This window comes from Colwellia marinimaniae, assembly GCF_002207865.1.
In the GTDB taxonomy this organism is placed as follows: Bacteria; Pseudomonadota; Gammaproteobacteria; order Enterobacterales; family Alteromonadaceae; genus Colwellia; species Colwellia marinimaniae.
Genome location: NZ_BDQM01000014.1, coordinates 30671 through 54744, shown reverse-complemented (window position 1 = coordinate 54744; position 24074 = coordinate 30671). Strand labels below are relative to the sequence as shown.

Genomic DNA, 24074 nt, shown 5'->3' with positions numbered 1-24074 from the left:
AGCGAAGTTTATCGTTAGCTCAAAGACTGTTGTTATGCCGATGCGTTGTAAAACTGATCGCTATGTTGTTGATCAACAATGGCGGTATTAAGTATCTGCTCTGTTGAAGCGCTATCATCAACCACCGTTTCGGTATTGATGCCTAACTTTTTAAACAATGCCATATCCTGATTTGTTTCAGGGTTATCGGCAGTCAGTAACTTACAACCATAAAAGATTGAGTTAGCGCCGGCAAGGAAACACATTGCTTGCATTTGTTCATTCATAGCGGTACGCCCAGCTGATAATCGTACATGGCTTTTCGGCATCATAATACGAGCAACGGCAATACAGCGAATAAAATCAAAACTGTCTAAATCTTCAACATTGGCTAAAGGTGTACCTTCAACTTTCACTAACATATTAATAGGCACACTTTCTGGTTGTGGGCTTAGGTTAGCGAGTTGTATTAATAAAGAGGCACGATCTGTTGCTTTTTCACCTAAACCGACAATGCCACCACTACAAACTTTCATACCGGCACTGCGGACATTGCCTAAAGTATCAAGTCTATCTTGAAACGTACGGGTGGTAATTATCTGATTATAATGCTCAGGTGAAGTGTCTAGGTTATGGTTATAGTAATCTAAACCGGCATCATTTAATCGGCCTGCTTGTTCAACAGATAACATACCTAAAGTCATGCATGTTTCCATACCAATGGCTTTAACACGTTTAACCATCTCAAGTACATAAGGCATGTCACGTTCTTTCGGGTTACGCCAGGCAGCGCCCATGCAAAAACGAGTTGAGCCCATGTCTTTAGCGCGTTGTGCCGCTTCTAATACTTTATCAACGGCTAATAAACTTTCTTTTTCTAAGTTAGTTTTATTGCGTGCGCTTTGAGAACAGTATTTACAATCTTCCGGACAAGCACCGGTTTTAATCGATAATAAAGTACTCACTTGTACTTCATTGGGATTAAAGTTTTCTCTGTGTATCGTTTGCGCTTTAAACATTAAGTCACTAAAAGGCATAGCAAATAATGCTTGGACTTCTTTTAAATTCCAATTGTGACGAACGATTGAATTTAGTGACTGTGTTGGTGCTGATACGGGTGGTGTTATTTGCGGTGTTACTTGCGGTTTTAATACTGCTTCGGACATATTTAAATCTGACATAGAACTCAATTGCATCTAGTTAACTTAACGGGTAGTCTAGCCAGCCTAAGCATGATGTCAACGATTAATAAGATTTTTAGTTAACAAATGAACAATAAACATACAGCCATAACCCCATCGGAACAAAATTCCTTGCTGCGCCTTGATAAAGAACATGTCTGGCATCCATACACTTCAATGTCTGAGCCACTGCCAAGCTATTTGGTTGACAGTGCCGAAGGGGTAACCATCAATTTAGCCAGCGGTGAACAACTTATTGATGGCATGTCTTCGTGGTGGTCTGTTTTACATGGTTATAATCATCCTAAGTTAAATGCCGCCCTGCAACAGCAAGCGGCAAAAATGTCGCATGTGATGTTTGGCGGTTTAACACATATCAGTGCTATCACCTTATGTGAGAAGTTGGTGAAGTTAACTCCGCCAGGTCTGGAAAAAGTATTTTTATCTGATTCCGGCTCGGTCAGTGTTGAAATAGCGATGAAAATGGCTTTGCAATATCAACATGCTAGGGCCGAAAAAAGCCAGCATAAGTTAACTAAAACCAAATTATTGACGGTTAAAAATGGTTATCACGGTGATACCTTTGCGGCCATGTCGGTTTGTGATCCTGTTACCGGCATGCATCAAATATTTGAACAAGTATTAATGCAGCATTATTTTGCCCCAGCGCCGAAAGTTAAATTTGGTCAAGTATGGGACAGTAATGATGTCACTGAACTCTCGGCTTTATTCGCTCAGCATCATGCTGAGATAGCCGCCTTTATTATTGAGCCCATAGTACAAGGCACGGGTGGCATGCGTTTTTATCACCCTGAGTATTTAAAGGCCTGTCGAAACTTATGTGATCAGTATGATGTCTTGCTTATCGTTGATGAAATAGCCACGGGTTTTGGCCGTACAGGTAAATTATTTGCCTGTGAATGGGCAGGCATTAGCCCAGATATCATGTGTTTAGGTAAAACCTTAACCGGTGGTTATATCACCCTAGCGGCAACCTTATGTACCACACACATTGCCCAAACCATTAGTGAGGGTGTTGCAGGTTGTTTTATGCATGGTCCAACGTTTATGGGTAATGCCCTCGCCTGCGCCGTTGCTAATGCTAGCATTGATTTATTATTTGAAAATGATTGGCAAGCTCAAGTACAAGCAATTGAAAGTACGCTTATTAATCTGCTAAAACCTTTGCATGACCACCCAAGGGTTATCGATACACGTGTTTTAGGCAGTATTGCTGCCATAGAATGTCGACAAGTAGTTAACGTGGCTAAGATACAAAAACGCTTTGTTGAATTAGGTGTATGGATCAGACCTTTTGGCACTTTAATTTATATTATTCCGCCGCTGATCATTAATACTGAGCAGTTAACAACATTAGTACATGCCATCGCTACTGTCCTCGATGAAGATGATTGTTTTAGTTAGCGAGTGATAGCAAGTATATAAAGTGAATTGCCACTCATCGAGATTTAAATGGCATAGAGGCATCTGCCTTAAAGCCATTGGCACAAGACAAGGATAATCATTTGGCCTTACCTGCAGTGCCTTAGTTCTGCTTCCTAGGTTAAGGCGCCTCAACTAAGATATACACTAACCAAATAAGATTGACGACAATTAAGAACATCAAGTGGTAATGAGGGTTATCAATGTACCGGCGACAGCGATATTTATCTGTCATTAGCGCTATATAACTGCCCAAGGTACTCAGCCATAACAGTATATATAAATAGCCCGTTAGTGGCGTTAACCAAAATTGTCGAATTTCAATATCGTAATAGCGTAACATGCCATAATATTGATCGGGTGCCGCATAATATGACATGATCAGTGCGACCAAAAAAAATATCCAACTGAGCAGGGCCAAGCTTTTTTGCAGGTAAATCCAAAAGTCGGTGCTTTTTCTGCGCTCTTCTCTTTGCGCCACTTTACTTCCTCCATCACTCTTTTGTGTCATCATTGCTGTAATTCAGCTTGTTTGCCGCCATTTATGCACTTTTTATTGCCATCAAGCACTATTTGTTATTGTTCATTGCCTTACTTGGGTATTGTTCATTGCATTTATGCCTTGCCAATGCGACATATGGTAATTTTTTCTAGTTTATTGTCTCGCTGCGGCTTAGATAACAATAGTAGCTGAGCGGGAAAGACAGTAAACTGCTCAAATTTTACCCTCATCCTTACTGTTGTTTTAACTATTTCCCACCCTTTTAGTGTTAACTGGCACTATTTGTTATTGTTCATTGCCTTACTTGGGTATTGCTCATTGCATTTATGCCTTGCCAATGCGATATATGGTAATTTTTTCTAGTTTATTGCCTCGCTGCGGCTTAGATAACAATAGTAGCTGAGGGGGAAAGACAGTAAGCTGCTCAAATTTTACCCTCATCTTTACTGATGTTTTAACTATTTCCCACCCTTTTAGTGTTAACTGGTACTATTTGTTATTGTTCAGTGCAATTAAGCATTGCATTTATGCCTTGTCACGGTAACATATCACCCCATTTTTAGCATAATACCAATTTAGTTTAAATTTATCCCTCACTTAGCGTGAATGGCAAATAATAGCGTCAACTTGGTATAAGCAATTTCAATCAATTAGATAAGAATAAGAGGTCATTAAATGTCAGTTATAGCAATTACTGATGTGTTAGCGGGTAACTTCCCTGTTAATGAAAGCATTACCGTCCACGGTTGGATTAGAACACGCCGTGATTCGAAAGCTGGTATTTCATTTTTAGCAATACATGACGGTTCATGTTTTGATGCTATTCAAGCCATAGTGCCATGTGAACTCGACAATTATGACAGCGACATTCTTAAATTAACTACGGGCTGCTCAGTTAAAGTAACCGGTATTTTGGTTGAATCTCCTGGTAAAGGCCAAGCTTTTGAAATCCAAGCAACAGAAGTAGAAGTATTGGGTTTTGTTGAAGACCCTGATACTTACCCAATGGCAGCTAAACGACATAGCATGGAGTTTTTACGCGAACAAGCACATTTACGTGCCCGTACTAACATTGGCGGCGCAGTAACCCGTGTACGTAACTGTTTAGCCCAAGCTATCCATAGATTTTTGCATAGCAAAGGTTATTTCTGGATCAGCACGCCACTGATCACTGGCAGTGATTGTGAAGGCGCTGGTGAGATGTTCAGGGTAAGTACCTTAGATATGGAAAACTTACCCCGTAATGACGAAGGTAAAGTGGATTACAAACAAGACTTCTTTGGTAAAGAGACCTTTTTAACGGTCTCAGGTCAATTAAATGTAGAAACTTATTGTAGCGCCTTATCTAAAGTTTATACCTTTGGTCCTACTTTTAGAGCAGAAAACTCTAACACCAGCCGCCATTTAGCTGAGTTTTGGATGATTGAGCCGGAAATCGCTTTTGCTAATTTATCGGATGCGGCTGATTTGGCAGAAGAAATGCTTAAATATGTGTTAAAAGCCGTACTTGAAGAGCGCGCTGATGATATGGCTTTCTTCCAACAACGTGTTGATAAAACAGTAATTGAGCGATTAAATTCTGTCATTAATACTGACTTTGTCCGTCTTGAATACACTGACGCTATCACTATTTTAGAGAACTGCGGTAAGAAATTTGAAAACCCAGTCGCTTGGGGCATAGATTTAAACTCTGAACATGAACGTTACCTTGCGGAAGAGCACTTTAACGGCCCGGTAATTTTACAAAACTACCCGAAAGATATTAAATCTTTCTATATGCGTTTAAATGACGATGGTAAAACGGTTGCTGCCATGGATATTCTGGCCCCTGGCATTGGTGAAATTATTGGTGGTAGTCAACGTGAAGAACGTCTTGACGTATTAGATAGCCGCTTAGAAGAAATGGGCTTAGATATTGCTGATTATGGTTGGTACCGTGATCTTCGTCGTTACGGCACTGTGCCTCACGCCGGTTTTGGTCTAGGTTTTGAGCGTTTAGTGGCGTATGCCACAGGTATGCAAAACGTTCGTGACGTGATCCCATTCCCAAGAACACCGAATAGCGCAACGTTTTAACGTAACGTTAAAAACAGAAAAAGGCGACTTATGTCGCCTTTTTTATTGCCAAATTTTTAATTGTATACTGTCGGTTATACCAGTTTCATTAAGTTTGTGATCTTGTTGTGCATAGGAAAAATAGATTAAAGCAAGGCGCTCGATTGACCAATAGCAGGCTATTGGCATTGAGAGCAACGCCGCCTTGGTGTATTTTAACCCGCACAAGTGGGCAATAATTTAACATGCCTATGTAGTTTACTCAGGAACTTTTTGTATACGTCATCTTCGAAGTCTCTGATCGAAGATCCATTGCTCTTTATACACTGGATTCAGGACAATAAGCTCCATGCATTGTCTAATAAGTGCCATCCATGGCACGTCCGATTAAAACACCACGGGGATGACAATACTGAGCCAAGTGCACAGGCATGTAATTTAATGATATTGGTATTAGTTCCAATAAGTAACATTCGCTTGGAAATCTTTAGCCGGTTTACTGTGTGGCGCTTTTGTTGGCGTGCCTAGATATAAGAAACCGGCGATATCATTACCCGCAGCCAGCCCTAAACCGGTTTTCACTGTTTCATTATAAGCTAAGTCACCGGTACGCCACATAGCACCATAGCCCAACGAAAAAGCGGCCATTTGCATGGCTTGTGCACAACAACCTGCGGCAATCAATTGTTCTTGTTGAGGAACTTTATTATGCTCAACATATTGAGTTGAGATAACAATCATCATTGGCGCTCTAAATGGCATTTTCGCTACTTTCGCTATTTTTTCATTAAAGGCATCTTCATCTATACTAGTACCCTCAAGGAGACCTGCTTTAGTGGTTAGGTCAATGGTGGTAGCTGCAACGTAAAGGTCGCTTAATCGTTGTAAACCTGCTCCGCTAATAACATGGAAATGCCAAGGTTTTAAGCCCGCGTGATCGGGGACTCGCATGCCCGCAGACAATAATGTTGATAAGTCGGCTTTATTTGGCGCGGGATCAGTTAACATCGGTGTCGACTGGCGTTGCAATAGTAATTCAATAGCGTCCATAAAATACTTCTAACAAGGGTTATTGTAGAAGTTTATCGTTAAGCTGAGACCAAATCAATTAAGTTTATTCTCATCCAAGACTGGTCACACGGCTAACGTATTACATTGCCTTGGTACTCCTTGGACACGCTAATCTCAATAACAGAGTTAAAATAAATTTTATACCGCAAAGGCGTTATTTATACTTGACTTCATTTTGCTCTAACGCCACTATTCGAGCTAACAGAACTGTACCTATGTAACCTAGATTCAAACTCTAGCTTAGCCATAAGATAACTTAATATAACTTACTATAAAGAAAAGCAATGCCAAGCAACTTACTCGCCATGATCAGTATTCGAAACCCCAAAGCAATAGCGATAAGCTATCTGCTTGTGGTCAATCGACTGTGGCAAGTTAAGCGCCAGTTAAATTGGCCAGTCACTGCGGAACATTGAAGAATTATAGTTAATCGAGTCATTAATTAGTTCACTTTTAAAGCCGCAGCAACCACCTCTTGCGGCTTTTTGTTTTACCCCCTTCCCGACAAAAAACCGTAATAGTCTGCTTTCGCTTTAAAACAAAAATTTTAAACGCAACAAAGGAGAGTAAAATGTCAGTGTCAGTTGCCTATTTGGCGGTACTATTAATATGGTCTACCACCCCATTGGGTATAGTGTGGAGTAGCGAGACAATTAACCCCAGTTTAGCGGTATTACTTAGAATGCTTATTGCTTTAGTGCTTGGCGCCTTAGTGATTAAAATGGGTAAAATCAATCTCCCGTGGCATAAACAAGCATTAAGGCTATACAGCTTTTCAGCACTTGGCATCTTTGGCGGCATGCTCTGTTCATACTTAGCAGCACCCTATTTATCTTCAGGCATTATTTCGCTAGTCTTTGGTTTGTCCCCTGTTATCTCGGCGGTACTAGCAAAGAGAATATTAGCTGAGCCCAATATCAGTGGTATTCGTAAATTTTCTATGGTTATTTCATTGCTTGGTTTAGGCGTGGTGTGCTCTGATAATTTCACTTTAGCGGACGATGGTATTTATGGCATTATTTTTATTTTATTGGCGGTATTTTTCTTTAGCTTAAGTGGTGTGTTGGTGAAAAGTGTCTCCATAGCTATTCATCCCTTAGCAACCACGGTTGGTGCGTTAACCCTAGCCACACCTATGTTCTTATTAACCTGGTTGGTTTTGGATGGCACCTTACCCGTTGAACTGTGGCAAGCAAGGTCTATTTGGTCAACGCTATATTTAGGTGTATTTGGTTCATTGATTGCTTTTTATGCTTATTTTACCATATTGCAAAAGTTATCAGCCAGTAGTGTTACCTTAATAACCCTAATTACTCCGGTAGTTGCCTTGAGTTTAGGTGCGATGTTAAACGGTGAAGTGATTACCGACAAGCTGATAATAGGTGCTGTGATGGTATTATTAGGTTTATCTATTTATCACTTTGGCCATTTAATTCCTGGAATTAAAAAGAAACCTATCCGTAGTTAACGGCAAATAAACAATGCCGATAATATAGTGACAATGAAGATAAAAAGCTGAACAGAGCGTAGTTAAATTGATATCTGTTCAGCGTTTTTCGACCATTAAAAATCGCTGCGCTAGGTAATGGTCAACACTGGTATAACGGCCAGCGCCAATAAAAAACAAGGCGAGTAGCATAATAAAATACGTGGTTGAAAATTCTATACCATTATTTAACACCACTATATTGCCCTTTTCATACAGCCAATCAGTATTACCATGCTCAGCTAACAGCTCACGCATTTTTTCCAGTCGTATGGCTGTTTGTTCGCTGTTTGCTAAACTCCCTTGCGCACTTTCCAGCCCTAACCAGCTGGCAACTCTCGCTGGGCTGATCTCACTATTGGTTGGCGTGATAGCAAACCAGCCGTTATCAACATGAACCGTTGTTGCGGCAACTATCATGGTAAACATCAGCGGTATGCTAATTAAACGCGTTAAGGCGCCAATTAATAATAACCAGCCACCAAAAAACTCAACTAAAATAACCAAGTTTGCTAGTAAAGCCGGAAATGGCAAGCCCAAGCCCCAATCACTGTTGCCAAACCAAGCAATAATACTAGCATCGGCCAAGATGGCGCTAAAACCGGTAACGTCTTCATTGAGTAATTGCGTTTTACTAAAGCCAGCCATGATAAAAACCGGCGCAAGATAAAGCCGTAATAATAACGCCGGTATGCCATCAAAGTGTTTAAGCTGGCTTAAAAATCTCTGGTAGTAATGTTGTAGTGTTTGCATAGTGACGGTCTTATCAAGAAATAAAGCGATTAATAATAAGAACGCTTTAGTTGCTAAAGACTTTCAACTTACTCATTAATTAATAAAAACAACCGTTTAACCCTGAGTCGCCATAAATAGTTACAATCTAGCTAAAGCCATATGTTAAGTTTTGGTTAACATTAAGGTAGTATAGAGGTGAGAATTTTTAATTTAATCAATTTAAGATATATATATGAATAATAAACCCGGCATTATAAAACGGATCTTTTCTTCCCTCTGGCGCGTATTAAGCTTTACTCGCTCAATAGTGGTAAACCTAGTATTTTTTATACTGTTATTCGGCTTCATTGGCGTCATTTCAAGTGGTGATGAACAAGTACAAGTCCCAGACAAAACGGCCTTAGTGTTAAACCTTGTTGGTGATGTGGTAGAGCAAAAGCGTGAAGTTGACCCGATGGAGGCTTTTTTAGTAGAAGCACTGGAGCAACAAGAAGATCAACCAGAAATTTTACTTGCCGATATCTTAGACGTTATTGCTAAAGCGAAAAATGATGATCGGGTAGAAATATTAGTTTTACAACTGCAAGGCTTAAACAGAGCCGGTTTAACTAAGTTGCAAGATATTGCTAAAGCGCTAGAGGACTTTAAAAGTAGCGGCAAGACCATTATTGCCCTTGGTGACCAATTTTCACAAGACCAATACTATTTAGCCAGTACGGCGAATAACATTTGGTTAAACCCACAAGGTTTTATGTTACTTGACGGTTATGGTCGCTATAAAATGTACTTTAAGTCGGCATTAGATAAATTAGCCATCAATCAACACATCTTCCGTGTTGGTACCTTTAAATCAGCAGTTGAACCCTTTATTCGTGATGACATGTCTGCTGCGGCAAAAGAAGCCAACAAACTTTGGCTTACTGACTTATGGCAGCAATACAAAGAAGATGTGGCCGAGCGTCGTGGCTTTGCTATCGATAACTTTGATGAAAACATTGATACTCTAGTGGCTAAATTTAGCGCGGCTAACAGTAGTTTTGCTCAGTATGCCCTTGATAATAACTGGGTTGATCAACTCAAATCACGCCAAGAAATGCGCACCGAGCTTATTGATTTAGTGGGCAAGAACAAAAAAGGCGATAGCTACAGTCATATCGGCTACCAAGATTATATTGCTGCCACGAATTCATTGTTAGATGAAAGCGCAGCGGATGCTGATAGCGGTAGCGGTAGCGATAAGGTTGCCATTATTGTTGCTAAAGGGACTATTTTAGATGGTACGCAAAAACCCGGTACTATCGGTGGTGACAGCACCGCGAAGTTATTGCGCCAAGCACGATTGAATGATGATGTTAAAGCCGTAGTATTACGCGTTGATAGCCCAGGTGGTAGTGCCTACGCCTCAGAAATTATTCGCCAAGAAGTTGAATTATTGAAAAAGGCGGGTAAACCTGTTGTCGCTTCAATGGGCACCTATGCTGCCTCGGGTGGTTACTGGATTTCAGCACCGGCAGATCTCATTTATGCAGCGCCATCAACTATCACAGGTTCAATTGGTATTTTTGGCATGATGATGACTTTTGAAGATTCATTAAGCAAAATGGGTATCCATACCGATGGTGTTGGTACCACCGATATGGCCGGCTTTGGCCCCACCCAAGCCCTGACACCAGGCATGGCGAAATTATTTCAATTATCGATAAACAAAGGTTACCAAGATTTTATTCAATTGGTTGCCAACAATCGTAATATGACCCTTGCTGAAGTTGATAGTATTGCCCAAGGTCGAGTGTGGTCCGGTAAAAAAGCCAAAGAGCTTGGCTTAGTTGATGAACTAGGTAGCTTAACCGACGCGGTTGTTGCGGCAGCAAACCTAGCTAAACTTGAACACTATGACACCCTGCTTATTGAAAAAGAGCAATCTTCGCGCAGTAAAATAATGCAACAAATACTGGGTAAGTCATCAGCTGTGATCAGCTTTTTTGCAACCAGCCAAGAGCATAGCTCAATTGATTTAACCAGCAATGCGGTGAATAATAAACCTATATCACAATTCATTAAGATGATGAAAGCTGAGTTAACACAAATGAACCAGTTTAATGACCCACAAGGTCGCTATACTTTATGTATTGCTTGTAGTGCCAACTAAGCGCGACAGTAAAAGCTTTTAACGTGTAGAGGTAGTTATGAAAATAACTACCTCTTTTTTTAACATGCCTATGCACTTGGCTCAGGATCGTCATCCCCGTGGTATTTTAATCGGACGTGCCATGGATGGCACTTATTAGACAATGCATGGAGCTTATTGTCCTGGATCCAGTGTATAAAAAGCAATGGATCTTCGATTAGAAACTTCGAAGATGACGTTTACAAAGAGTTCCTGAGTAAACTACATAGGCATGTTTTTTTATTAACTTCCTGCCAAAGTCTACTAAACACCCCGGTTATCACCTATCCGCTAAAGAATTGTTGTCGAGACTGAAATCATTCAGCAAGTGCTATAGCAAGTATCCTGCATGCTAAGATATAATACTAAGTCTATTAATTAATTTGCCACTCATTGCCACTCAGCGATAATTATCAGGCTTAGAGGTAAGGTATAATTACTCGTTTATAAAATCTACAACATAGCATTAACAATTATGATAAAAAAAAGAATTTATGTTGCCTACACTGGCGGTACTATTGGTATGAAGCAAAGCACTCAAGGCTTTGTACCGGCTAAAGGCCATCTGAGTGAATCAATCAAGGCACTGCCTGAATTTCATCGCAGTGAAATGCCAGATTTCACCATCAGTGAATATCAGCCGTTAATTGATTCCTCCAATATGACGCCAAGAGATTGGCAACGTATCGCCGATGATATTAAAGCCAACTATGATGATTATGATGGTTTTGTGGTGTTACATGGTACCGATACCATGGCTTATACCAGCTCAGCTTTGTCTTTTATGTTTGAGAATTTAAGCAAACCCGTCATTGTTACCGGCTCACAAATACCCTTTAGTCAACTGCGCTCTGATGGCCAAGTTAATGTGTTAAATGCCTTATACATAGCGGCTAATTACCCCATTAGTGAAGTTGGTTTGTTTTTCAATAACAAACTCTACCGTGGTAATCGGTGTATAAAAGCCTATGCCGATGGCTTTAACGCCTTCGATTCCCCTAATATGCCAGTCTTACTTGAAGCAGGTATCAATATTCAATTAGTGGCGGGAAAGATAGCGCCAAACATTGAAAAAGTGCCGCCACTGCAACTGGCAAAAATCACTCCCCAGCCCATCGGTGTAGTGCACTTATACCCAGGTATAAGCAGTGCCGTCATTGAAAATACCATAAAACAGCCGGTGAAAGCCCTTATTTTACGCAGCTACGGTGTTGGTAATGCGCCACAAGATAAAGCCTTACTCGCTTGTTTAAGTAAAGCGAAAGAGCAAGGTATCGTGGTGGTTAACTGTAGCCAATGTATCAAAGGCACGGTCAATATGTCTGGCTATGCCACAGGCAATGCCTTGAGCGAGGTCGGTGTCATCAGTGGTCATGATATGACCCTAGAGGCAACGTTAACTAAACTACATTACTTATTAAGTAAAAACTTAAGCTATGACGAAATGTGCCAACAAATGCAATTGAGTTTACGTGGTGAACTTACCTAAGCATTTAATTATTCGAGTAAAAATTTAAGCTATGACGAAATGTGCCAGCAAATGCAATTAAGTTTACGTGGTGAACTTACCTAAGCATTTAATTACTCAAGTAAAAACTTAAGCTATGACGAAATGTGCCAACAAATGCAATTGAGTTTACGTGGTGAACTTACCTAAGCATCTAATTAATCGAGTAAAAATTTAAGTTATGACGAAATGTGCCAACAAATGCAATTGAGTTTACGTGGTGAACTTAGCTAAGCATTTAATTACTCAAGTAAAATGATAAAACACCATTACTCAGCCGGTAGTCCTTGCTGACAGTTGGTGTTTTTCGATATATTGAGGCAAGGTTAATAAACTTAACTGCTATCGTGCTCATCATGTAATTCAATATTGAGCTCTAACACGTTTAAATCACCATCTTTATTATCAAGTTTTATCGAAAAACTCTCATCCGATACTTTGATGTACTTACGCAATACCACTAGAATATCTGCGGTAAGTTGCGGTAAATAATCTGGCTGCTTATTGCGGCTATTGCGTTCATGAGCAACGATGATTTGCAGACGTTCTTTCGCCCTGGATGCTGTGGTTACCTGCTTTTCTTTTTTGCGTAAAAAATAATCCAGTAATGCCATGTTATCCTCCAAACATCCGACTAAAGATGCCTTTTTTCTCAGCGAGTAAAAACCTAAACTCAATGGTTTCACCTAACAGGCGATCAATGACATCTTGGTAAGCTTGACCGGCATCACTGTCGGTATCTAAAATAACTGGCTCGCCCGCATTTGATGCTTTAAGCACAGCTTGTGACTCAGGAATAACACCTAACAACGGTATCGACAGAATATCTTCTACATCCTCGACACTCAGCATTTCACCTTCAGCAACACGTTTAGGGCAATAACGTGTTAATAATAAATGCTCTTTTATCGGTTCTAAGCCAAGTTCAGCTCTACGTGAACGACTTGCTAACATGCCTAAAATTCGATCAGAGTCACGTACCGATGATACTTCCGGATTGGTGGTTACTATAGCCTCATCGGCATAATAAAGCGCCATCATGGCTCCAGCCTCAATACCTGCTGGCGAATCACAAATGATAAAGTCAAAAAGTTTACCCAGATCATCGAGCACCTTACCAACATTTTCTTTATTCAAGGCATCTTTATCACGTGTTTGTGAGGCGGGTAATATAGATAAACTGCTGACACGTTTATCTTTAATTAAGGCCTGATTCAAGGTGGCTTCACCATTAATCACATTGACAAAATCATATACCACACGACGTTCACAGCCCATTATCAGGTCTAGATTTCGTAAGCCTATATCAAAATCAATTAATACTACTTTATGTCCTTTTAACGCTAAACCAAGGCCAATTGCAGCACTAGATGTCGTTTTGCCAACACCGCCCTTTCCTGAGGTAACTACTATTATTCGTGCCATAGACAGAATATCCTTTATAAGTTAAAAATTAAATGAGTTTTGATGACGTTAGCTCGTTGTCGGTCAAATGAATATATACCGGTGAGTCCCAGTGTTGCTCCATGGACTCACTTAGCCAATAGTGACCATTAATAGAAACCAACTCAGCCTGAAGATTTTGACAATATATTTGCGCGCTATGATGGCCGGTTGCGCCGGCAATGGCGCGACCACGTAAAGAGCCATAGACATGAATATTACCATCGGCAATGACTTCAGCGCCCGCTGAAACTGAGCCGATAATGACTAAATTTTGCTCTTTAGCATACACTTGCTGACCAGAACGAACCTGGCCTCGGTGTATTTTATCCGTGTATAAATGACGTTGCGTTGTCGCCGCTACGCTTTCAGTCTTGGCAACTACGCTCTCTTTGCTAATCTTGGCTTTTGTCGTGGTATTGGCTTTCGCTGAATTAACAAATGAAAAACCAAGATCCCGAATTTGCTGACGTTGCGCTTTAGCGATAACGCCAGTGAAGCCAACAAAGGTAAAATTGAATTCTTCTATTAATGTTTTTACCCCTTGATAATCAATGGAACCGTTGAGTTTTTCAACATTTACCACGACGGGAACTCGGTAAAAAAAATCGGGAGCTTGCGCTACTTTGTTGGTTAAATCAGCACGAATATCTGCTAATTCTGACGACTTTAAATGTAAAACAGACAGGGTAAAACTTGACCCTTTAAATTCAATGCTGGCATCAGCCATAAAGAAGGTTTCCCTAAATAAGACAAGTGACGGTATCTAGTTAATCATCAACTCGCTAATATTACCGCCACAATAACAAGCAGAGAGTAATAATATTGAAAAATTGAAAGTGTTTATAAAGCGCTCTTTAAGGTGGAAATTAAAGCATCTTGTGCAAGTTGATAACGTTCAATTTTATTATTCGCCATCAATAATGAATGACTTAAATTCATGGCCGCCACCAATAAAACACGCTCGCGGCTGCCAATACCCGTTTGTTGCTTGATGTCTATACACATATTAGCGAGGCTACGTGCGGCTTGAGTTAAATCCTCTGCTTGCTCAGCTGAGCAAGCAAACTGATGTGGCTTGCCCAAAATGTTAATGCTGATGCCTGTAGAGTCTTCAGTAATCATTAATTATGCTCTTATGCACTTATGCACTTTGTAATTTACCTAGTAAATTTGTTAAAACGTCATTGGTCTGTTTTTGTTTTTCTTCACCTTCAAGGGCTTCAAGTTGCAAGGTTTCATTTTCATCAATAAGCACGGTTTTTTGCTGCTCTAGTTCAGCCACTTGATTTTTTAGCTGGTTATTTTTTTCAATGATGTCTTCAATCAGTTGTTCGAGTTGAGGGAGAGTATTTTCTAACATAAGGCGCTCTTATTAACTGTAGTAAATTTAAGGTTGCAAATTTAATCTAAAGTGAGGCAGAATACTACCTTTAAGCACGATTATCGGCTTAAATTATGTAACAAATTTTAATGTTTGGTGGGATTAGTTGATTATGCTCAAAAAACATACTTAAAGAGTAAAAAATAACCGATAACTCGTTAGTTACCGTTATGGGCTTTCATGCTACTTTATTGACCATACGCTAGACCATGCTGGGTCAACAGCCAAGGGTAGTAAATTTTTCTCAAATTCTAACCGTGGGAACTAATAGACTGTTTCGCCAGCAAGTGCACGATGTCATGGCGGATTATATTGATGGCAATTATTTAAGCTACGACTAGTCAAAAGTTACTTACAGATTGTTAGCAAAAAATTGCGTAGCAGTCACTTAAATAAAGGCATGGATAATAAGAATTTTGTTAGCCGCAACACTTTTTATATTTTTTGCCACTGCCACATGAACAAGGATCATTACGCTTCGGTGTTTGGTCGAATCGAGTCGTGGTGGGTTTGTTGAGTATGGCGTTAAGTTCAATGATATTTTCATCGCTGGTGCTGTCTACAGTAATATCAGCAAAAAGTTCATTCTCGGCAACTAAGCTCGCTACTTCGAGTTTTCTTTCATCACTACTAACCACTAGCGTTAATGGTTTTTTTTCAGTACCAAGTTTTACCGCACGTTTATTGTTATAACCTGTGGTGACATGGTTATGTCTGATGTGGATACGTCCTTTGTAATAAAGATCGTGCATGATTTTCTCCGCTAATTTAAATGCTTGCTTTAAGCGCGGCAGTATAACGTAAAGTGGTAAATAGTCGACCGTTGAATTGACTCTCTGGCTTTTATTTTATCATTTACCCCAAAGCTCAGATATATAATGTCCCTATATAGCCATATTATACCAATTTCACTAAATTATGGCCCACTTGTGGGGGTAAAATAGGCCAAAACTACAATCCCAATAGGCCACTATTTGGCCAATCGAGCGCCTTGTCCTGAAATGTTTTTGCTGAGCACAACAAGATCACAAACTTAATGAAAATGGTATTACTAATAAAAATTCATGTTTAAATTCATGTTTAGAGTGCTTGAGTAACATCAATGATACAATAAGGCTTGGTATACCTACTCACTAGTGAACTATGAAAGATTGTAATCAATGCGGGAAATGTTGTATCAAATACGGCGGCGGTGATCTGGCAGCAAGCAAAGAAGAGATTGACCTATGGGAAATATTTAACCCTGAAATCTTCGCATTTGTTAAAAACAATGAGTTATGGTTCGACCCTAAATCTGGCTTACGACTAAAAAGTTGCCCTTTTCTAGCAATAGCGGCAAAAAAAGACCCACTCGCGCCGGATCTTTATACTTGCAGCATTTATTTAGATAGACCGGAAGACTGCCGTCATTATCCTAGCCTGATTGCTGAAATGATCAGAGATGAATGTGAGATGATTGAAGTAGTAGACTTAGAAAATCACAAAAAAGCGCAAATAAAATTAGATGTATTGATGCAAGATAGCCGCCCGCCAAGCTACTCCTAGGGTAATCTATCTTGGCAGACAAGCTAGATTAATCGGCTACTGCTGGTTTGCTAACCTTATTGAATAATTGCAACACCGCTAACTTCTAACACTGTTTTTGCGTCTGCCCGCTCAATAACCTTCCATAATGTCGTTTGAATAGTTTCATCGGTTCTAACATCACCCTGACAGGAAAACTTCTGCTCTTGTATCTCAGCACCTTCTTCTGAGGTGTAAGCAACAACAACTTGTGTTGCACAAGTTGTTGATTCACCAAAATAAGCCAGTGATATTTGTGGGTAACCTTGAAAGCCTTTTTTAACTCGTTTTGCTATACGTTTTGTTGATTTATCTAAATTCATAATAGATATCCAGAAGTAATGTCGCGCCCTACTATAGGACTTTTACTTAGTTTGCTAAAATGTCTCACACATTGCAAGTCATTGTCAGCTGGTAAGATTAAATCCCTTAGTGAAGCGTTTGATTTATGAAAGGATATAATCGTTTTAGTTGCTGGTATAGATGCTCAATATTGGAAATTTAAACACGCCAAAGGACACGGTAATGGACTGTGTTTCTTTGCCTTTGAAGTTTAATTTATACTCTAGTGGCTTGTTACGACTGCCATCAGCAAATAGCGCCATTAAATGATCTTGATCTAACTCGCGGTTACCCGAGGATAAATTCGTTAGTGTTATAACCCCCCAGCGTTCACCGATGTCATTACTCATTAGTACATAGTTTACTATTTCAAAGTCACCCGCTTTGGGCTTAACATTATTATCATTAGGGAAAGACAAAATAATTGTGTTTGTTACCGAACGATCGATGTTTAATACCTCGGTATCTTCGGCTTGACTAGTCGACACAAAAGATAATAAAGCTAACAATATAAATAAAGATTTTCTCACTGTAACTGCTCCAGAAATTAAACACCCTCTTATTTAACGGGCTGATACTAGTGTACAAAAATGAGTAGCGCTGGTGACACAGCAAACCTGGCACTCATCAATACACCTTGGTGATATAGGTGCAGGTAAAGCTTAATTATCAAGACACTTATTATCTGTTAACAGCTTGTCAGGTGATCCTGAAAAATCAAAATGTTTGAAAAAAGCATCATAAATCGTTTTCATAACTTCTGTGCCATAACAACGTGTATGTTTAAACTCGCCATTTTCTTCATAAACACTTGAGTTGTAGATAATATATTTCAGTTCCTCTTTCCCTTGTACCTTTGCGGGGTAATTTTTCAGTTTTTCCATACGGCCTAACCGCGCCATCATGTCAGATAAACAAGACTTGTCTTGTTGAAATTCTGACACATGATGACCTATATACTCATCCTTGGTATACCCTAACACCTCCAGTTCACATTCGTTGGCATAAACAATAATACCTTCTGCAGAGACAACATGGATGCCTATGGATGAGTTATAAATAAAATCTTCTGGTTGCTCAGTAAACATAAATCACCTTTCCTACTGGTTAATGGGCAAAGCTTATATAATTAGATAAAATTATAGCTGAACGAAACACAGCAAACTGAATATTGTGCTTTATTATAGCTTTAAGCCATCGTATGGCTTTATTTTTAAATATTCAAGCGACTGTGTTAGGTTGCCCACGAGCATTGCCAATTTATGGTCATGGGGGCGCTAATCGATAGCTTAATTAACCTGTCTAAGCTTTGATGGTGTTTCCCCGGTCCACTTTTTAAATGCAGCTCTGAAATTTGACACATCATTAAAGCCAATAGCACAGCCTATGTCTTCAATGGTCAATTGCGTCTCGGTTATTAATTTCTTAGCGGCGCTGCAGCGTAAATCTTTGACAATTTCGGTAAAACTTGTGCCCTGCTCTGATAACTTTCTGCGTAACGTCCTTGGGGTGAGATAGAGGGCACTCGCCAGTTTTTTAGCACAAAGCTCCTGTTGCATATTAGCAGCTATCCAATTATTGATGGTGATTAAAAATTCATTTTTTATCGCCACTGAATTTAACACCACATCACATTGGCTAAGTAAGATCGGCATGGCAAAAGGATTACTGCTTGGAGTATTTAATGACCACTTGTCGTTATTAAAGAGAAATTCACTATGTTGATTACCATAACTTATTGGGCAACGGAAAAATTCTTGATAAAGTTGATGGTGTTTAGGTTTGGCAAAGCTAAACCTTAAGGCATCAAAAGAAAAATTTTCGCTGTTTAAACAATCTCGCACCAAAGATAAAACAATGACGCACTGTAGCTCGATATTAAATTCTTCTAAATCACGGGTAAACAACAGATCTTCAAAACGAAAGCACGATTGCCCAGATTCATCATCATCATCATCATGCAGTGACATATTAACGGTTTTAGTGACTAAATTATGATAACGAATAGCAAACTCTAAGGTGGAACGTAGACCTTTACAGCATAATAACGTGCAACCATATAAACCGTAGTCCTTAGGCTTTATTGCGGCTCCCAACAATAAACTAATCGCGGGCATGTCCAGTGCTAAAACATTTCGATAAAAAGTGATTATTTGTTCTTTATGGATTTTATATTCACGATCCTTTAAGCCATGGGGTTCAATATCAGTACCCTTTAACAAACGCGATAAATGAATACCTTTTTTAGCTAAGGTGGACGCAATAAAGTTAAGCTTATGCGCAAATACTTGACCGGAAAAGTTAGCCGGCATGCTGTTTTTTGAAACCATATCGTTATTCAACTTATTGCTATTTGACACCAGTTAACCATCAAATAGCCCGTATATCACCTCAAATTGACCGCTATTCACCTTATTTTCACTATAACTCCTCTTTATATTATTAGTGATAACGATGATTAAAAATTATAATAAGAGAGTGAGATAACATGAAAAACCTAGCATTAAAAAGCATCTTTGCCCTGAGTGGCTGTGCTGTAGCCATTAACGCGGCCACCGCGCAAGATCTAGTCACATTAGAAGTAATTCAGGTAACGGCACAAAAAAGATCGGAAAATGCGCAAGACACCCCGATATCAATGAACGTATTGAGCGCCGATGATATCAAAGAAAAAAGCATTGAAAAAATTGATGACTTACAATATTCAGTACCTAATTTGCATATGACAGAAACCGGCATTAGTACACAAATGTTTATTCGCGGTATAGGTACCGGTAATAACCAAGGTTTTGAACAATCCGTCGGTCAGTATATCGACGGTATCCATTATGGCCGACAACAACTACTGCGCATGCCCTTTCTAGATTTAGAAAGAATTGAAGTGCTAAAAGGTCCGCAATCGATAATGTTTGGTAAAAACTCCGTTGCTGGTGCACTGAATTTATCTTCGGCTAAACCAAGCCAAGATACCGAAATTCATCTTGGCTTGCAGTATCAACCGACTATTGGCGCCACTGAATTAACTGCAATGGTTTCTGGTGCACTGACGGATACTTTATCGGCAAGGTTAGCCGTTCGCCATTATTCAGAAGATGGCTATATTGACAACACCTTTAAAGAGCGAGATGAGACCATTCGTGATGAAGGCGCTGTGCGTTTGAGTCTTTTATGGGAGCCAAGCGATACCATGAACTTCTTATTTAAAGTCGAACGAGATGAGTTTAATGGCACTGGTCGACAAATAGAAGTAATTCAAGATGAGCCGGCTCTTGACGGTTACCCTATTCCTGGCGCAACATTCAGCCAAATATTAGGAATTTTAGGCCACCCTCAGGCAATAGCCGACAGTACATTGAATTATCAGCGCCAAGCTGATGCCGAAGAAAGTAATACTAACAATTTAAATAATGCCACGTTAACCGCTAACTTCATCTTCGGCGACTACACCCTCACCTCGGTATCGGGCTTCGTTTCATATGACTTTGTTGAAACCTGTGATTGTGATTACACCGCCGCGCCTATCTTTTCAGTATTTATTGATGAAGAGTATCAGCAGTTCAGTCAAGAGATTAGATTAGTCTCGCCGGTAGGAGAAAAATTTGATTGGCTAGGCGGGCTATTTTATCAAACCAGTGAACTTGCCTTTGATGATAATATCATTATACCTAGCAACAGTATTTTAGGTTTAATCTCGGGTGGTGCTCTCGCACCTATGACCGGACAAGCTGCGGGTCGAAACTATCAGTTAGATAGCGATATGTGGTCGGCATTTTTCCAAGGTCGTTATCATTTCACCGATGCCTTAACACTTACCTTAGGTGCTCGTTTTACCAGTGAAGAGAAAACATCTTCTCGCGTGATGAATATTACCGACTTAAGTACCGGTGATATTACTGAAGATCCCATGGCACCGGCTTTATTTGATGCTGTTTTTGGTATTCAAAGCGAGCAAAGCCCTTTATCACCCCAAGGTCATAACTTAACCGGTCAACGTGATGAGAACTCTTTTACTCCGCTGATTAATGTCAGTTATAAAATTGATGATAAAATTATGCTCTACGCTTCTGCCACCACAGGTTTTAAGGCAGGTGGCTTTGATGCCAGAGCCAATAACGTCAATTCGTGGGAATTTGGCGAAGAAGAAGCAACGGCTTATGAATTGGGGGTAAAGTCATTAATACTCGATGATACTTTAGAGATAAACTTAGCGTTTTACCGCACCGAATACGACAACTTACAAGTCAGCCAATTTGATGGTGTACTTGGTTTTAATGTCGGTAATGCCAAAGAGACCGTGGTGCAAGGTGTTGAAATTGAAGGTCGTTGGATATTGTTCGATGGTTTATCAATGCAATATGGTATCGCTTATTTAGACCATGAATATACCGACTTCACTAATGGCAACTGTCATAGCAGACAAGTACCCGATGGTGATATGGGCGCTGATGGCAATCAACTTTGTGATTACACTGGCAAGTCTGGGCAATTTACCCCTAAAGTCACTGCCAGTATCGGTTTTGACTATTTCACTGATATTTCATTCTTGGGTTTTGAATATTTTCGAACTACGCTTGGGCTTTACCACTCGGCAAAACAGAATGTTGATGTTAACTTAAATCCACTTTATGAAATTGACGCTTACAACAAAGTCGATATGCGTATTGCCCTTGAAAGTGAACAGTGGAACATTGCACTATTTGCTAAAAACATGACCAATGCAGAAGTATTGACCTATGTGGGTAATAACCCATTATCAGGCAGTACTTTTGGCACTGATACTTTTTATGGCTTTGTTGATCGCCCTGCGGTATATGGCATACAAGTTGATTATAATTTTTAGCTGACGCTATTAAGGGCAGTTGACCTTGCAAACTAACGCTGCCCTTTGCCTTTATTTACCCCTGAAATAGCAACGTTCCAGTTGCTTTTTTTATCGCCCGTTAGCTCTGACTCAAACAGTAACTAAACCTTTGCATGGCATCAACGGTCAGTGTTGAGCCTTGATATTGCTTCATTTGTGCCAATAAATAATTTAATCCTAGAAAAATCTCATTTACTTCTATAATTACCATTCTTCACCTTAATTTTTAATTTAATTAGCACAGGGATGTATAATATGAATGTTTTATCTGGCTCAACCTCTTCTCGTCCGGACTTAGACTGGAGCCAATTAAAAGAAACTATCGTCATGCTTAACTTGGCAGTGACTCAAATTGATCAATCGATGAATGAGGGTAACTCTTCTGTTTCAACTTTATCTAAATCATTTACCGGTCTTGCCACCAATTTAAGTGATATTCAGAGCTCCATTGCCCAATTAAATCAAAAAGATGAAAGTAGTGAAAAAATGAAGTTAATAATTGAAGGCTCTACGTCAACTGCCTTGGATAAAGTACATTCAGCTATAATCGCCTTTCAGTTTTACGATAAACTCAGCCAAAGGTTAGATCATGTCAGTCAAAGTCTCAGTGCTTTAACCGCACTTATTAGTAACCCAACAGATTTATATTCGCCTATTGCTTGGCAAGGATTACAAGAAACAATCCGCAGTAAATATACTATGGAAGAAGAACGGCAAATGTTTGATAAGGTTATATCTGGCGTGCCCATTGAAGAAGCTTTAATTGAATTTAACCTAGATATGGCAAATAAAATTGCTTCTGAAGAAGATGAAATCGAGTTATTCTAGCTTGAATATTTTACTGTAAATCCAGTTCGGCTTTACCAAGTGCTAGGTTAAATTATAGCTAAAACAGTGCGATTAGCGCCTAGCTAACTAGCTAATAAGCTCACTGCCGTTAGCAACGAGCAAACTTTGTTACTCTGCGGCCTTAATTAAGTCCATTATTCAACTGACTGCTTTGCCGCTCTATATTCTGCGTGCATAAAGGCCCATACAGACAATATGCCAACGGCAGAAATCAAGATGAGCATATTGATAAAGCTAGACCAGCCACCGGCGCTATCTGCCAGTCTGCCGCCAATGAAAGCAAAAGTTGCACTAGCAGCAAAACCAAAGGCGTCAATTAAACACACCAAAGTCGCACTATGGGGACCGCCGTATTCAATAGAGAATATCGACATAGGTAAGTAATAGGCAGGGGAAATTGAAAAAGCGAACAAAAATATTGCGCCCAGCGCTACCGAGAAGTTCATTTGTGCACTCAAATTAAACCAGGGTAAATACTGCAAAGTAAGCACGCTCAATAAACTAAGTATCAGCGCTATGGTTAATACTGTCCTAATGCCTCGCTTTGAACAGCGGTCATAAAAGGCGATTGCGGCCAACAGACCAGTCAAAGAGCCAATGGGAAAGACGGTCGAGGCCATTGCGGCTTTAGAGGGGCTCAGTTGATAGCTTTCCATCAGATAAACCGCAACAAAGTCCAAAAAGGCCATCATGCAAGTAAGCACCATCAACATGATCACCACCAGCCAAACTCTGGGGCTTTTTGCAAAGGCCACCAGTCCAGCAATCGTGTCGGTGTCTTTAAGTGGGTGATTATATTTGTTATCCAGCGCTTGTTTTTCTGCCCTAGCCTGCACTGAATTGTCAGTTTTGTGATTGTCTTTGTTATCACCTTTGTTATCGCTATGGCTTTCATTTTCTTTGAAAAATGCTGGATTATCTGGCTTCTCTTTCAGGTAAACATAGCAGCCGATAAAAATTATCAACGCTAAAGCAGCCGCAATGAAGGCCACGGTTCGCCAAGGCATAAAGCTCAACAGCCAACCAAAGAAAAAAGTGGCCAACACCACACTAAATCTTGAGCTGGTCGCGAGAATACTCCACACTCGTCCATAATGTTGCGGGTGATACCACTGACCGATCAATTTAGTCATACCGGGCCAGCCAGAGGATTTTGTGCAGTAAAGCAGAAATGAACAGCCCGTAAAGGCCATGACATTGGCTGAAAGTCCAAAGGCTATGATAAATAGCGCGGTAAGAAAAATTCCCATTAAAATAGTAATTCTACCGCCAATCTTGTCGGCAAGGGGTCCCCAAATAAGTTTACCAATCAGGGCTCCTAAGGTGCCATAAGCAGCAAAGTCGCCAAGGTTTGTTTTGCTTAACGCTAAAGTTTCATCGGCAAGTAAGGCAGGACTGAGAATGGTGACCATTTGACGACAAATCATCATGGCGGCATAACCTAGATACATGGCAACGATAATATTGATCTGTTGTCGGGTTCGGTTAGACATAATCACTCCCTGA

25 protein-coding genes are annotated in these 24074 nt (G+C 40.0%); 9 read left to right on the top strand and 16 right to left on the bottom strand.

Annotated features, from left to right (window positions below):
- Positions 1–32: 32 nt before the first annotated feature.
- Complete coding sequence (gene bioB / locus MTCD1_RS10125) at positions 33–1160, bottom strand: biotin synthase BioB (protein ID WP_082606498.1); 1128 nt, start codon at positions 1158–1160, stop codon at positions 33–35.
- An 87-nt stretch (positions 1161–1247) separates the two neighbouring features.
- On the opposite strand from bioB, the gene bioA reads away from it, so the two are divergent.
- Positions 1248–2585: an adenosylmethionine--8-amino-7-oxononanoate transaminase gene (gene bioA / locus MTCD1_RS10120; protein WP_082606494.1), complete on the top strand. Its 1338-nt coding sequence runs from the start codon at positions 1248–1250 to the stop codon at positions 2583–2585.
- A gap of 139 nt (positions 2586–2724) precedes the next feature.
- Here the strand turns inward: bioA and MTCD1_RS10115 are convergent, their stop codons facing one another.
- Positions 2725–3117: a hypothetical protein gene (locus tag MTCD1_RS10115; protein ID WP_231733023.1), complete on the bottom strand. Its 393-nt coding sequence runs from the start codon at positions 3115–3117 to the stop codon at positions 2725–2727.
- A 663-nt stretch (positions 3118–3780) separates the two neighbouring features.
- Here MTCD1_RS10115 and asnS point away from each other — a divergent pair.
- Positions 3781–5181, top strand: coding sequence for an asparagine--tRNA ligase (asnS, locus tag MTCD1_RS10110; RefSeq protein WP_057180999.1), 1401 nt, complete (start codon positions 3781–3783; stop codon positions 5179–5181).
- Positions 5182–5613: 432 nt separating this feature from the next.
- Here asnS and MTCD1_RS10105 read toward each other — a convergent pair whose 3' ends face one another.
- Positions 5614–6210: a nitroreductase family protein gene (locus MTCD1_RS10105; RefSeq protein WP_057181000.1), complete on the bottom strand. Its 597-nt coding sequence runs from the start codon at positions 6208–6210 to the stop codon at positions 5614–5616.
- A 305-nt stretch (positions 6211–6515) separates the two neighbouring features.
- On the opposite strand from MTCD1_RS10105, the gene MTCD1_RS22125 reads away from it, so the two are divergent.
- Both MTCD1_RS22125 and MTCD1_RS10100 read left to right on the top strand, forming a co-directional pair.
- Complete coding sequence (locus MTCD1_RS22125) at positions 6516–6647, top strand: hypothetical protein (RefSeq protein WP_257721037.1); 132 nt, start codon at positions 6516–6518, stop codon at positions 6645–6647.
- A gap of 155 nt (positions 6648–6802) precedes the next feature.
- Positions 6803–7699 (top strand): DMT family transporter, encoded by an 897-nt coding sequence (locus tag MTCD1_RS10100; RefSeq protein WP_057181001.1) that lies wholly within the window; start codon positions 6803–6805, stop codon positions 7697–7699.
- A gap of 78 nt (positions 7700–7777) precedes the next feature.
- Here the strand turns inward: MTCD1_RS10100 and MTCD1_RS10095 are convergent, their stop codons facing one another.
- The gene (locus tag MTCD1_RS10095; protein WP_057181002.1) at positions 7778–8470 is read right to left on the bottom strand and encodes an HvfX family Cu-binding RiPP maturation protein; all 693 of its coding nucleotides are present in this window, start codon (positions 8468–8470) and stop codon (positions 7778–7780) included.
- Between the two features lie 214 nt (positions 8471–8684).
- On the opposite strand from MTCD1_RS10095, the gene sppA reads away from it, so the two are divergent.
- Both sppA and ansA read left to right on the top strand, forming a co-directional pair.
- A complete protein-coding gene (gene sppA / locus MTCD1_RS10090) occupies positions 8685–10601 on the top strand; it encodes a signal peptide peptidase SppA (protein WP_057181003.1) in 1917 nt (638 codons plus the stop codon).
- Between the two features lie 493 nt (positions 10602–11094).
- A complete protein-coding gene (gene ansA / locus MTCD1_RS10085) occupies positions 11095–12108 on the top strand; it encodes an asparaginase (protein WP_057181004.1) in 1014 nt (337 codons plus the stop codon).
- A gap of 353 nt (positions 12109–12461) precedes the next feature.
- On the opposite strand, the gene minE is transcribed toward ansA, so the two are convergent.
- From minE to MTCD1_RS10055, 6 genes are all read right to left on the bottom strand, one after another.
- The gene (gene minE / locus MTCD1_RS10080) at positions 12462–12740 is read right to left on the bottom strand and encodes a cell division topological specificity factor MinE (RefSeq protein WP_057181005.1); all 279 of its coding nucleotides are present in this window, start codon (positions 12738–12740) and stop codon (positions 12462–12464) included.
- A 1-nt stretch (position 12741) separates the two neighbouring features.
- Positions 12742–13551 (bottom strand): septum site-determining protein MinD, encoded by an 810-nt coding sequence (gene minD / locus MTCD1_RS10075; RefSeq protein WP_057181006.1) that lies wholly within the window; start codon positions 13549–13551, stop codon positions 12742–12744.
- Positions 13552–13579: 28 nt separating this feature from the next.
- Positions 13580–14299: a septum site-determining protein MinC gene (gene minC, locus MTCD1_RS10070; protein WP_057181007.1), complete on the bottom strand. Its 720-nt coding sequence runs from the start codon at positions 14297–14299 to the stop codon at positions 13580–13582.
- Between the two features lie 113 nt (positions 14300–14412).
- Positions 14413–14694 (bottom strand): cell division protein ZapA, encoded by a 282-nt coding sequence (locus tag MTCD1_RS10065; RefSeq protein WP_057181008.1) that lies wholly within the window; start codon positions 14692–14694, stop codon positions 14413–14415.
- A 19-nt stretch (positions 14695–14713) separates the two neighbouring features.
- Positions 14714–14932, bottom strand: coding sequence for a hypothetical protein (locus MTCD1_RS10060; protein WP_057181009.1), 219 nt, complete (start codon positions 14930–14932; stop codon positions 14714–14716).
- Between the two features lie 440 nt (positions 14933–15372).
- On the bottom strand, positions 15373–15705 hold the full coding sequence (locus MTCD1_RS10055) for a PBPRA1643 family SWIM/SEC-C metal-binding motif protein (RefSeq protein ID WP_057181010.1): 333 nt from the start codon (positions 15703–15705) through the stop codon (positions 15373–15375).
- A gap of 391 nt (positions 15706–16096) precedes the next feature.
- Between MTCD1_RS10055 and MTCD1_RS10050 the strand changes: the two genes are divergently transcribed.
- Entirely contained in the window at positions 16097–16498 is a 402-nt protein-coding gene (locus tag MTCD1_RS10050) for a YkgJ family cysteine cluster protein (protein WP_057181011.1), read from the top strand.
- 56 nt (positions 16499–16554) lie between these two features.
- Here the strand turns inward: MTCD1_RS10050 and MTCD1_RS10045 are convergent, their stop codons facing one another.
- From MTCD1_RS10045 to MTCD1_RS10030, 4 genes are all read right to left on the bottom strand, one after another.
- Entirely contained in the window at positions 16555–16839 is a 285-nt protein-coding gene (locus MTCD1_RS10045; protein WP_057181012.1) for a hypothetical protein, read from the bottom strand.
- Positions 16840–16983: 144 nt separating this feature from the next.
- Complete coding sequence (locus tag MTCD1_RS10040) at positions 16984–17388, bottom strand: hypothetical protein (protein ID WP_057181013.1); 405 nt, start codon at positions 17386–17388, stop codon at positions 16984–16986.
- A gap of 132 nt (positions 17389–17520) precedes the next feature.
- Positions 17521–17946, bottom strand: coding sequence for a PAS domain-containing protein (locus MTCD1_RS10035; RefSeq protein ID WP_057181014.1), 426 nt, complete (start codon positions 17944–17946; stop codon positions 17521–17523).
- A gap of 201 nt (positions 17947–18147) precedes the next feature.
- Positions 18148–19218, bottom strand: a complete 1071-nt coding sequence (locus MTCD1_RS10030; protein WP_143760106.1) for an AraC family transcriptional regulator — start codon at positions 19216–19218, stop codon at positions 18148–18150.
- A gap of 128 nt (positions 19219–19346) precedes the next feature.
- On the opposite strand from MTCD1_RS10030, the gene MTCD1_RS10025 reads away from it, so the two are divergent.
- A complete protein-coding gene (locus MTCD1_RS10025) occupies positions 19347–21698 on the top strand; it encodes a TonB-dependent receptor (RefSeq protein ID WP_057181016.1) in 2352 nt (783 codons plus the stop codon).
- A 100-nt stretch (positions 21699–21798) separates the two neighbouring features.
- Here MTCD1_RS10025 and MTCD1_RS22120 read toward each other — a convergent pair whose 3' ends face one another.
- Complete coding sequence (locus MTCD1_RS22120) at positions 21799–21930, bottom strand: hypothetical protein (protein WP_257721038.1); 132 nt, start codon at positions 21928–21930, stop codon at positions 21799–21801.
- Between the two features lie 44 nt (positions 21931–21974).
- Here MTCD1_RS22120 and MTCD1_RS10020 point away from each other — a divergent pair, with 44 nt between their 5' ends.
- Positions 21975–22547: a hypothetical protein gene (locus MTCD1_RS10020; RefSeq protein ID WP_057181017.1), complete on the top strand. Its 573-nt coding sequence runs from the start codon at positions 21975–21977 to the stop codon at positions 22545–22547.
- 155 nt (positions 22548–22702) lie between these two features.
- On the opposite strand, the gene MTCD1_RS10015 is transcribed toward MTCD1_RS10020, so the two are convergent.
- On the bottom strand, positions 22703–24061 hold the full coding sequence (locus tag MTCD1_RS10015; RefSeq protein ID WP_057181018.1) for an MFS transporter: 1359 nt from the start codon (positions 24059–24061) through the stop codon (positions 22703–22705).
- Between the last annotated feature and the right edge of the window lie 13 nt (positions 24062–24074).

Bases quoted from the DNA above. Each gene is read 5' to 3' on its own strand.
- MTCD1_RS10115 (WP_231733023.1), bottom strand. From the start codon at position 3,117: ATGATGACACAAAAGAGTGATGGAGGAAGTAAAGTGGCGCAAAGAGAA.
- MTCD1_RS10025 (WP_057181016.1), top strand. From the start codon at position 19,347: ATGAAAAACCTAGCATTAAAAAGCATCTTTGCCCTGAGTGGCTGTGCT.
- minE (WP_057181005.1), bottom strand. From the start codon at position 12,740: ATGGCATTACTGGATTATTTTTTACGCAAAAAAGAAAAGCAGGTAACC.
- minC (WP_057181007.1), bottom strand. From the start codon at position 14,299: ATGGCTGATGCCAGCATTGAATTTAAAGGGTCAAGTTTTACCCTGTCT.
- MTCD1_RS10095 (WP_057181002.1), bottom strand. From the start codon at position 8,470: ATGCAAACACTACAACATTACTACCAGAGATTTTTAAGCCAGCTTAAA.
- MTCD1_RS10060 (WP_057181009.1), bottom strand. From the start codon at position 14,932: ATGTTAGAAAATACTCTCCCTCAACTCGAACAACTGATTGAAGACATC.
- MTCD1_RS10065 (WP_057181008.1), bottom strand. From the start codon at position 14,694: ATGATTACTGAAGACTCTACAGGCATCAGCATTAACATTTTGGGCAAG.
- MTCD1_RS10015 (WP_057181018.1), bottom strand. From the start codon at position 24,061: ATGTCTAACCGAACCCGACAACAGATCAATATTATCGTTGCCATGTAT.
- MTCD1_RS10105 (WP_057181000.1), bottom strand. From the start codon at position 6,210: ATGGACGCTATTGAATTACTATTGCAACGCCAGTCGACACCGATGTTA.
- bioB (WP_082606498.1), bottom strand. From the start codon at position 1,160: ATGTCAGATTTAAATATGTCCGAAGCAGTATTAAAACCGCAAGTAACA.
- asnS (WP_057180999.1), top strand. From the start codon at position 3,781: ATGTCAGTTATAGCAATTACTGATGTGTTAGCGGGTAACTTCCCTGTT.
- sppA (WP_057181003.1), top strand. From the start codon at position 8,685: ATGAATAATAAACCCGGCATTATAAAACGGATCTTTTCTTCCCTCTGG.
- MTCD1_RS10020 (WP_057181017.1), top strand. From the start codon at position 21,975: ATGAATGTTTTATCTGGCTCAACCTCTTCTCGTCCGGACTTAGACTGG.
- MTCD1_RS22120 (WP_257721038.1), bottom strand. From the start codon at position 21,930: ATGGTAATTATAGAAGTAAATGAGATTTTTCTAGGATTAAATTATTTA.
- ansA (WP_057181004.1), top strand. From the start codon at position 11,095: ATGATAAAAAAAAGAATTTATGTTGCCTACACTGGCGGTACTATTGGT.
- bioA (WP_082606494.1), top strand. From the start codon at position 1,248: ATGAACAATAAACATACAGCCATAACCCCATCGGAACAAAATTCCTTG.
- MTCD1_RS10050 (WP_057181011.1), top strand. From the start codon at position 16,097: ATGAAAGATTGTAATCAATGCGGGAAATGTTGTATCAAATACGGCGGC.
- MTCD1_RS10045 (WP_057181012.1), bottom strand. From the start codon at position 16,839: ATGAATTTAGATAAATCAACAAAACGTATAGCAAAACGAGTTAAAAAA.
- MTCD1_RS10035 (WP_057181014.1), bottom strand. From the start codon at position 17,946: ATGTTTACTGAGCAACCAGAAGATTTTATTTATAACTCATCCATAGGC.
- MTCD1_RS22125 (WP_257721037.1), top strand. From the start codon at position 6,516: ATGCCAAGCAACTTACTCGCCATGATCAGTATTCGAAACCCCAAAGCA.
- MTCD1_RS10100 (WP_057181001.1), top strand. From the start codon at position 6,803: ATGTCAGTGTCAGTTGCCTATTTGGCGGTACTATTAATATGGTCTACC.
- minD (WP_057181006.1), bottom strand. From the start codon at position 13,551: ATGGCACGAATAATAGTAGTTACCTCAGGAAAGGGCGGTGTTGGCAAA.
- MTCD1_RS10055 (WP_057181010.1), bottom strand. From the start codon at position 15,705: ATGCACGATCTTTATTACAAAGGACGTATCCACATCAGACATAACCAT.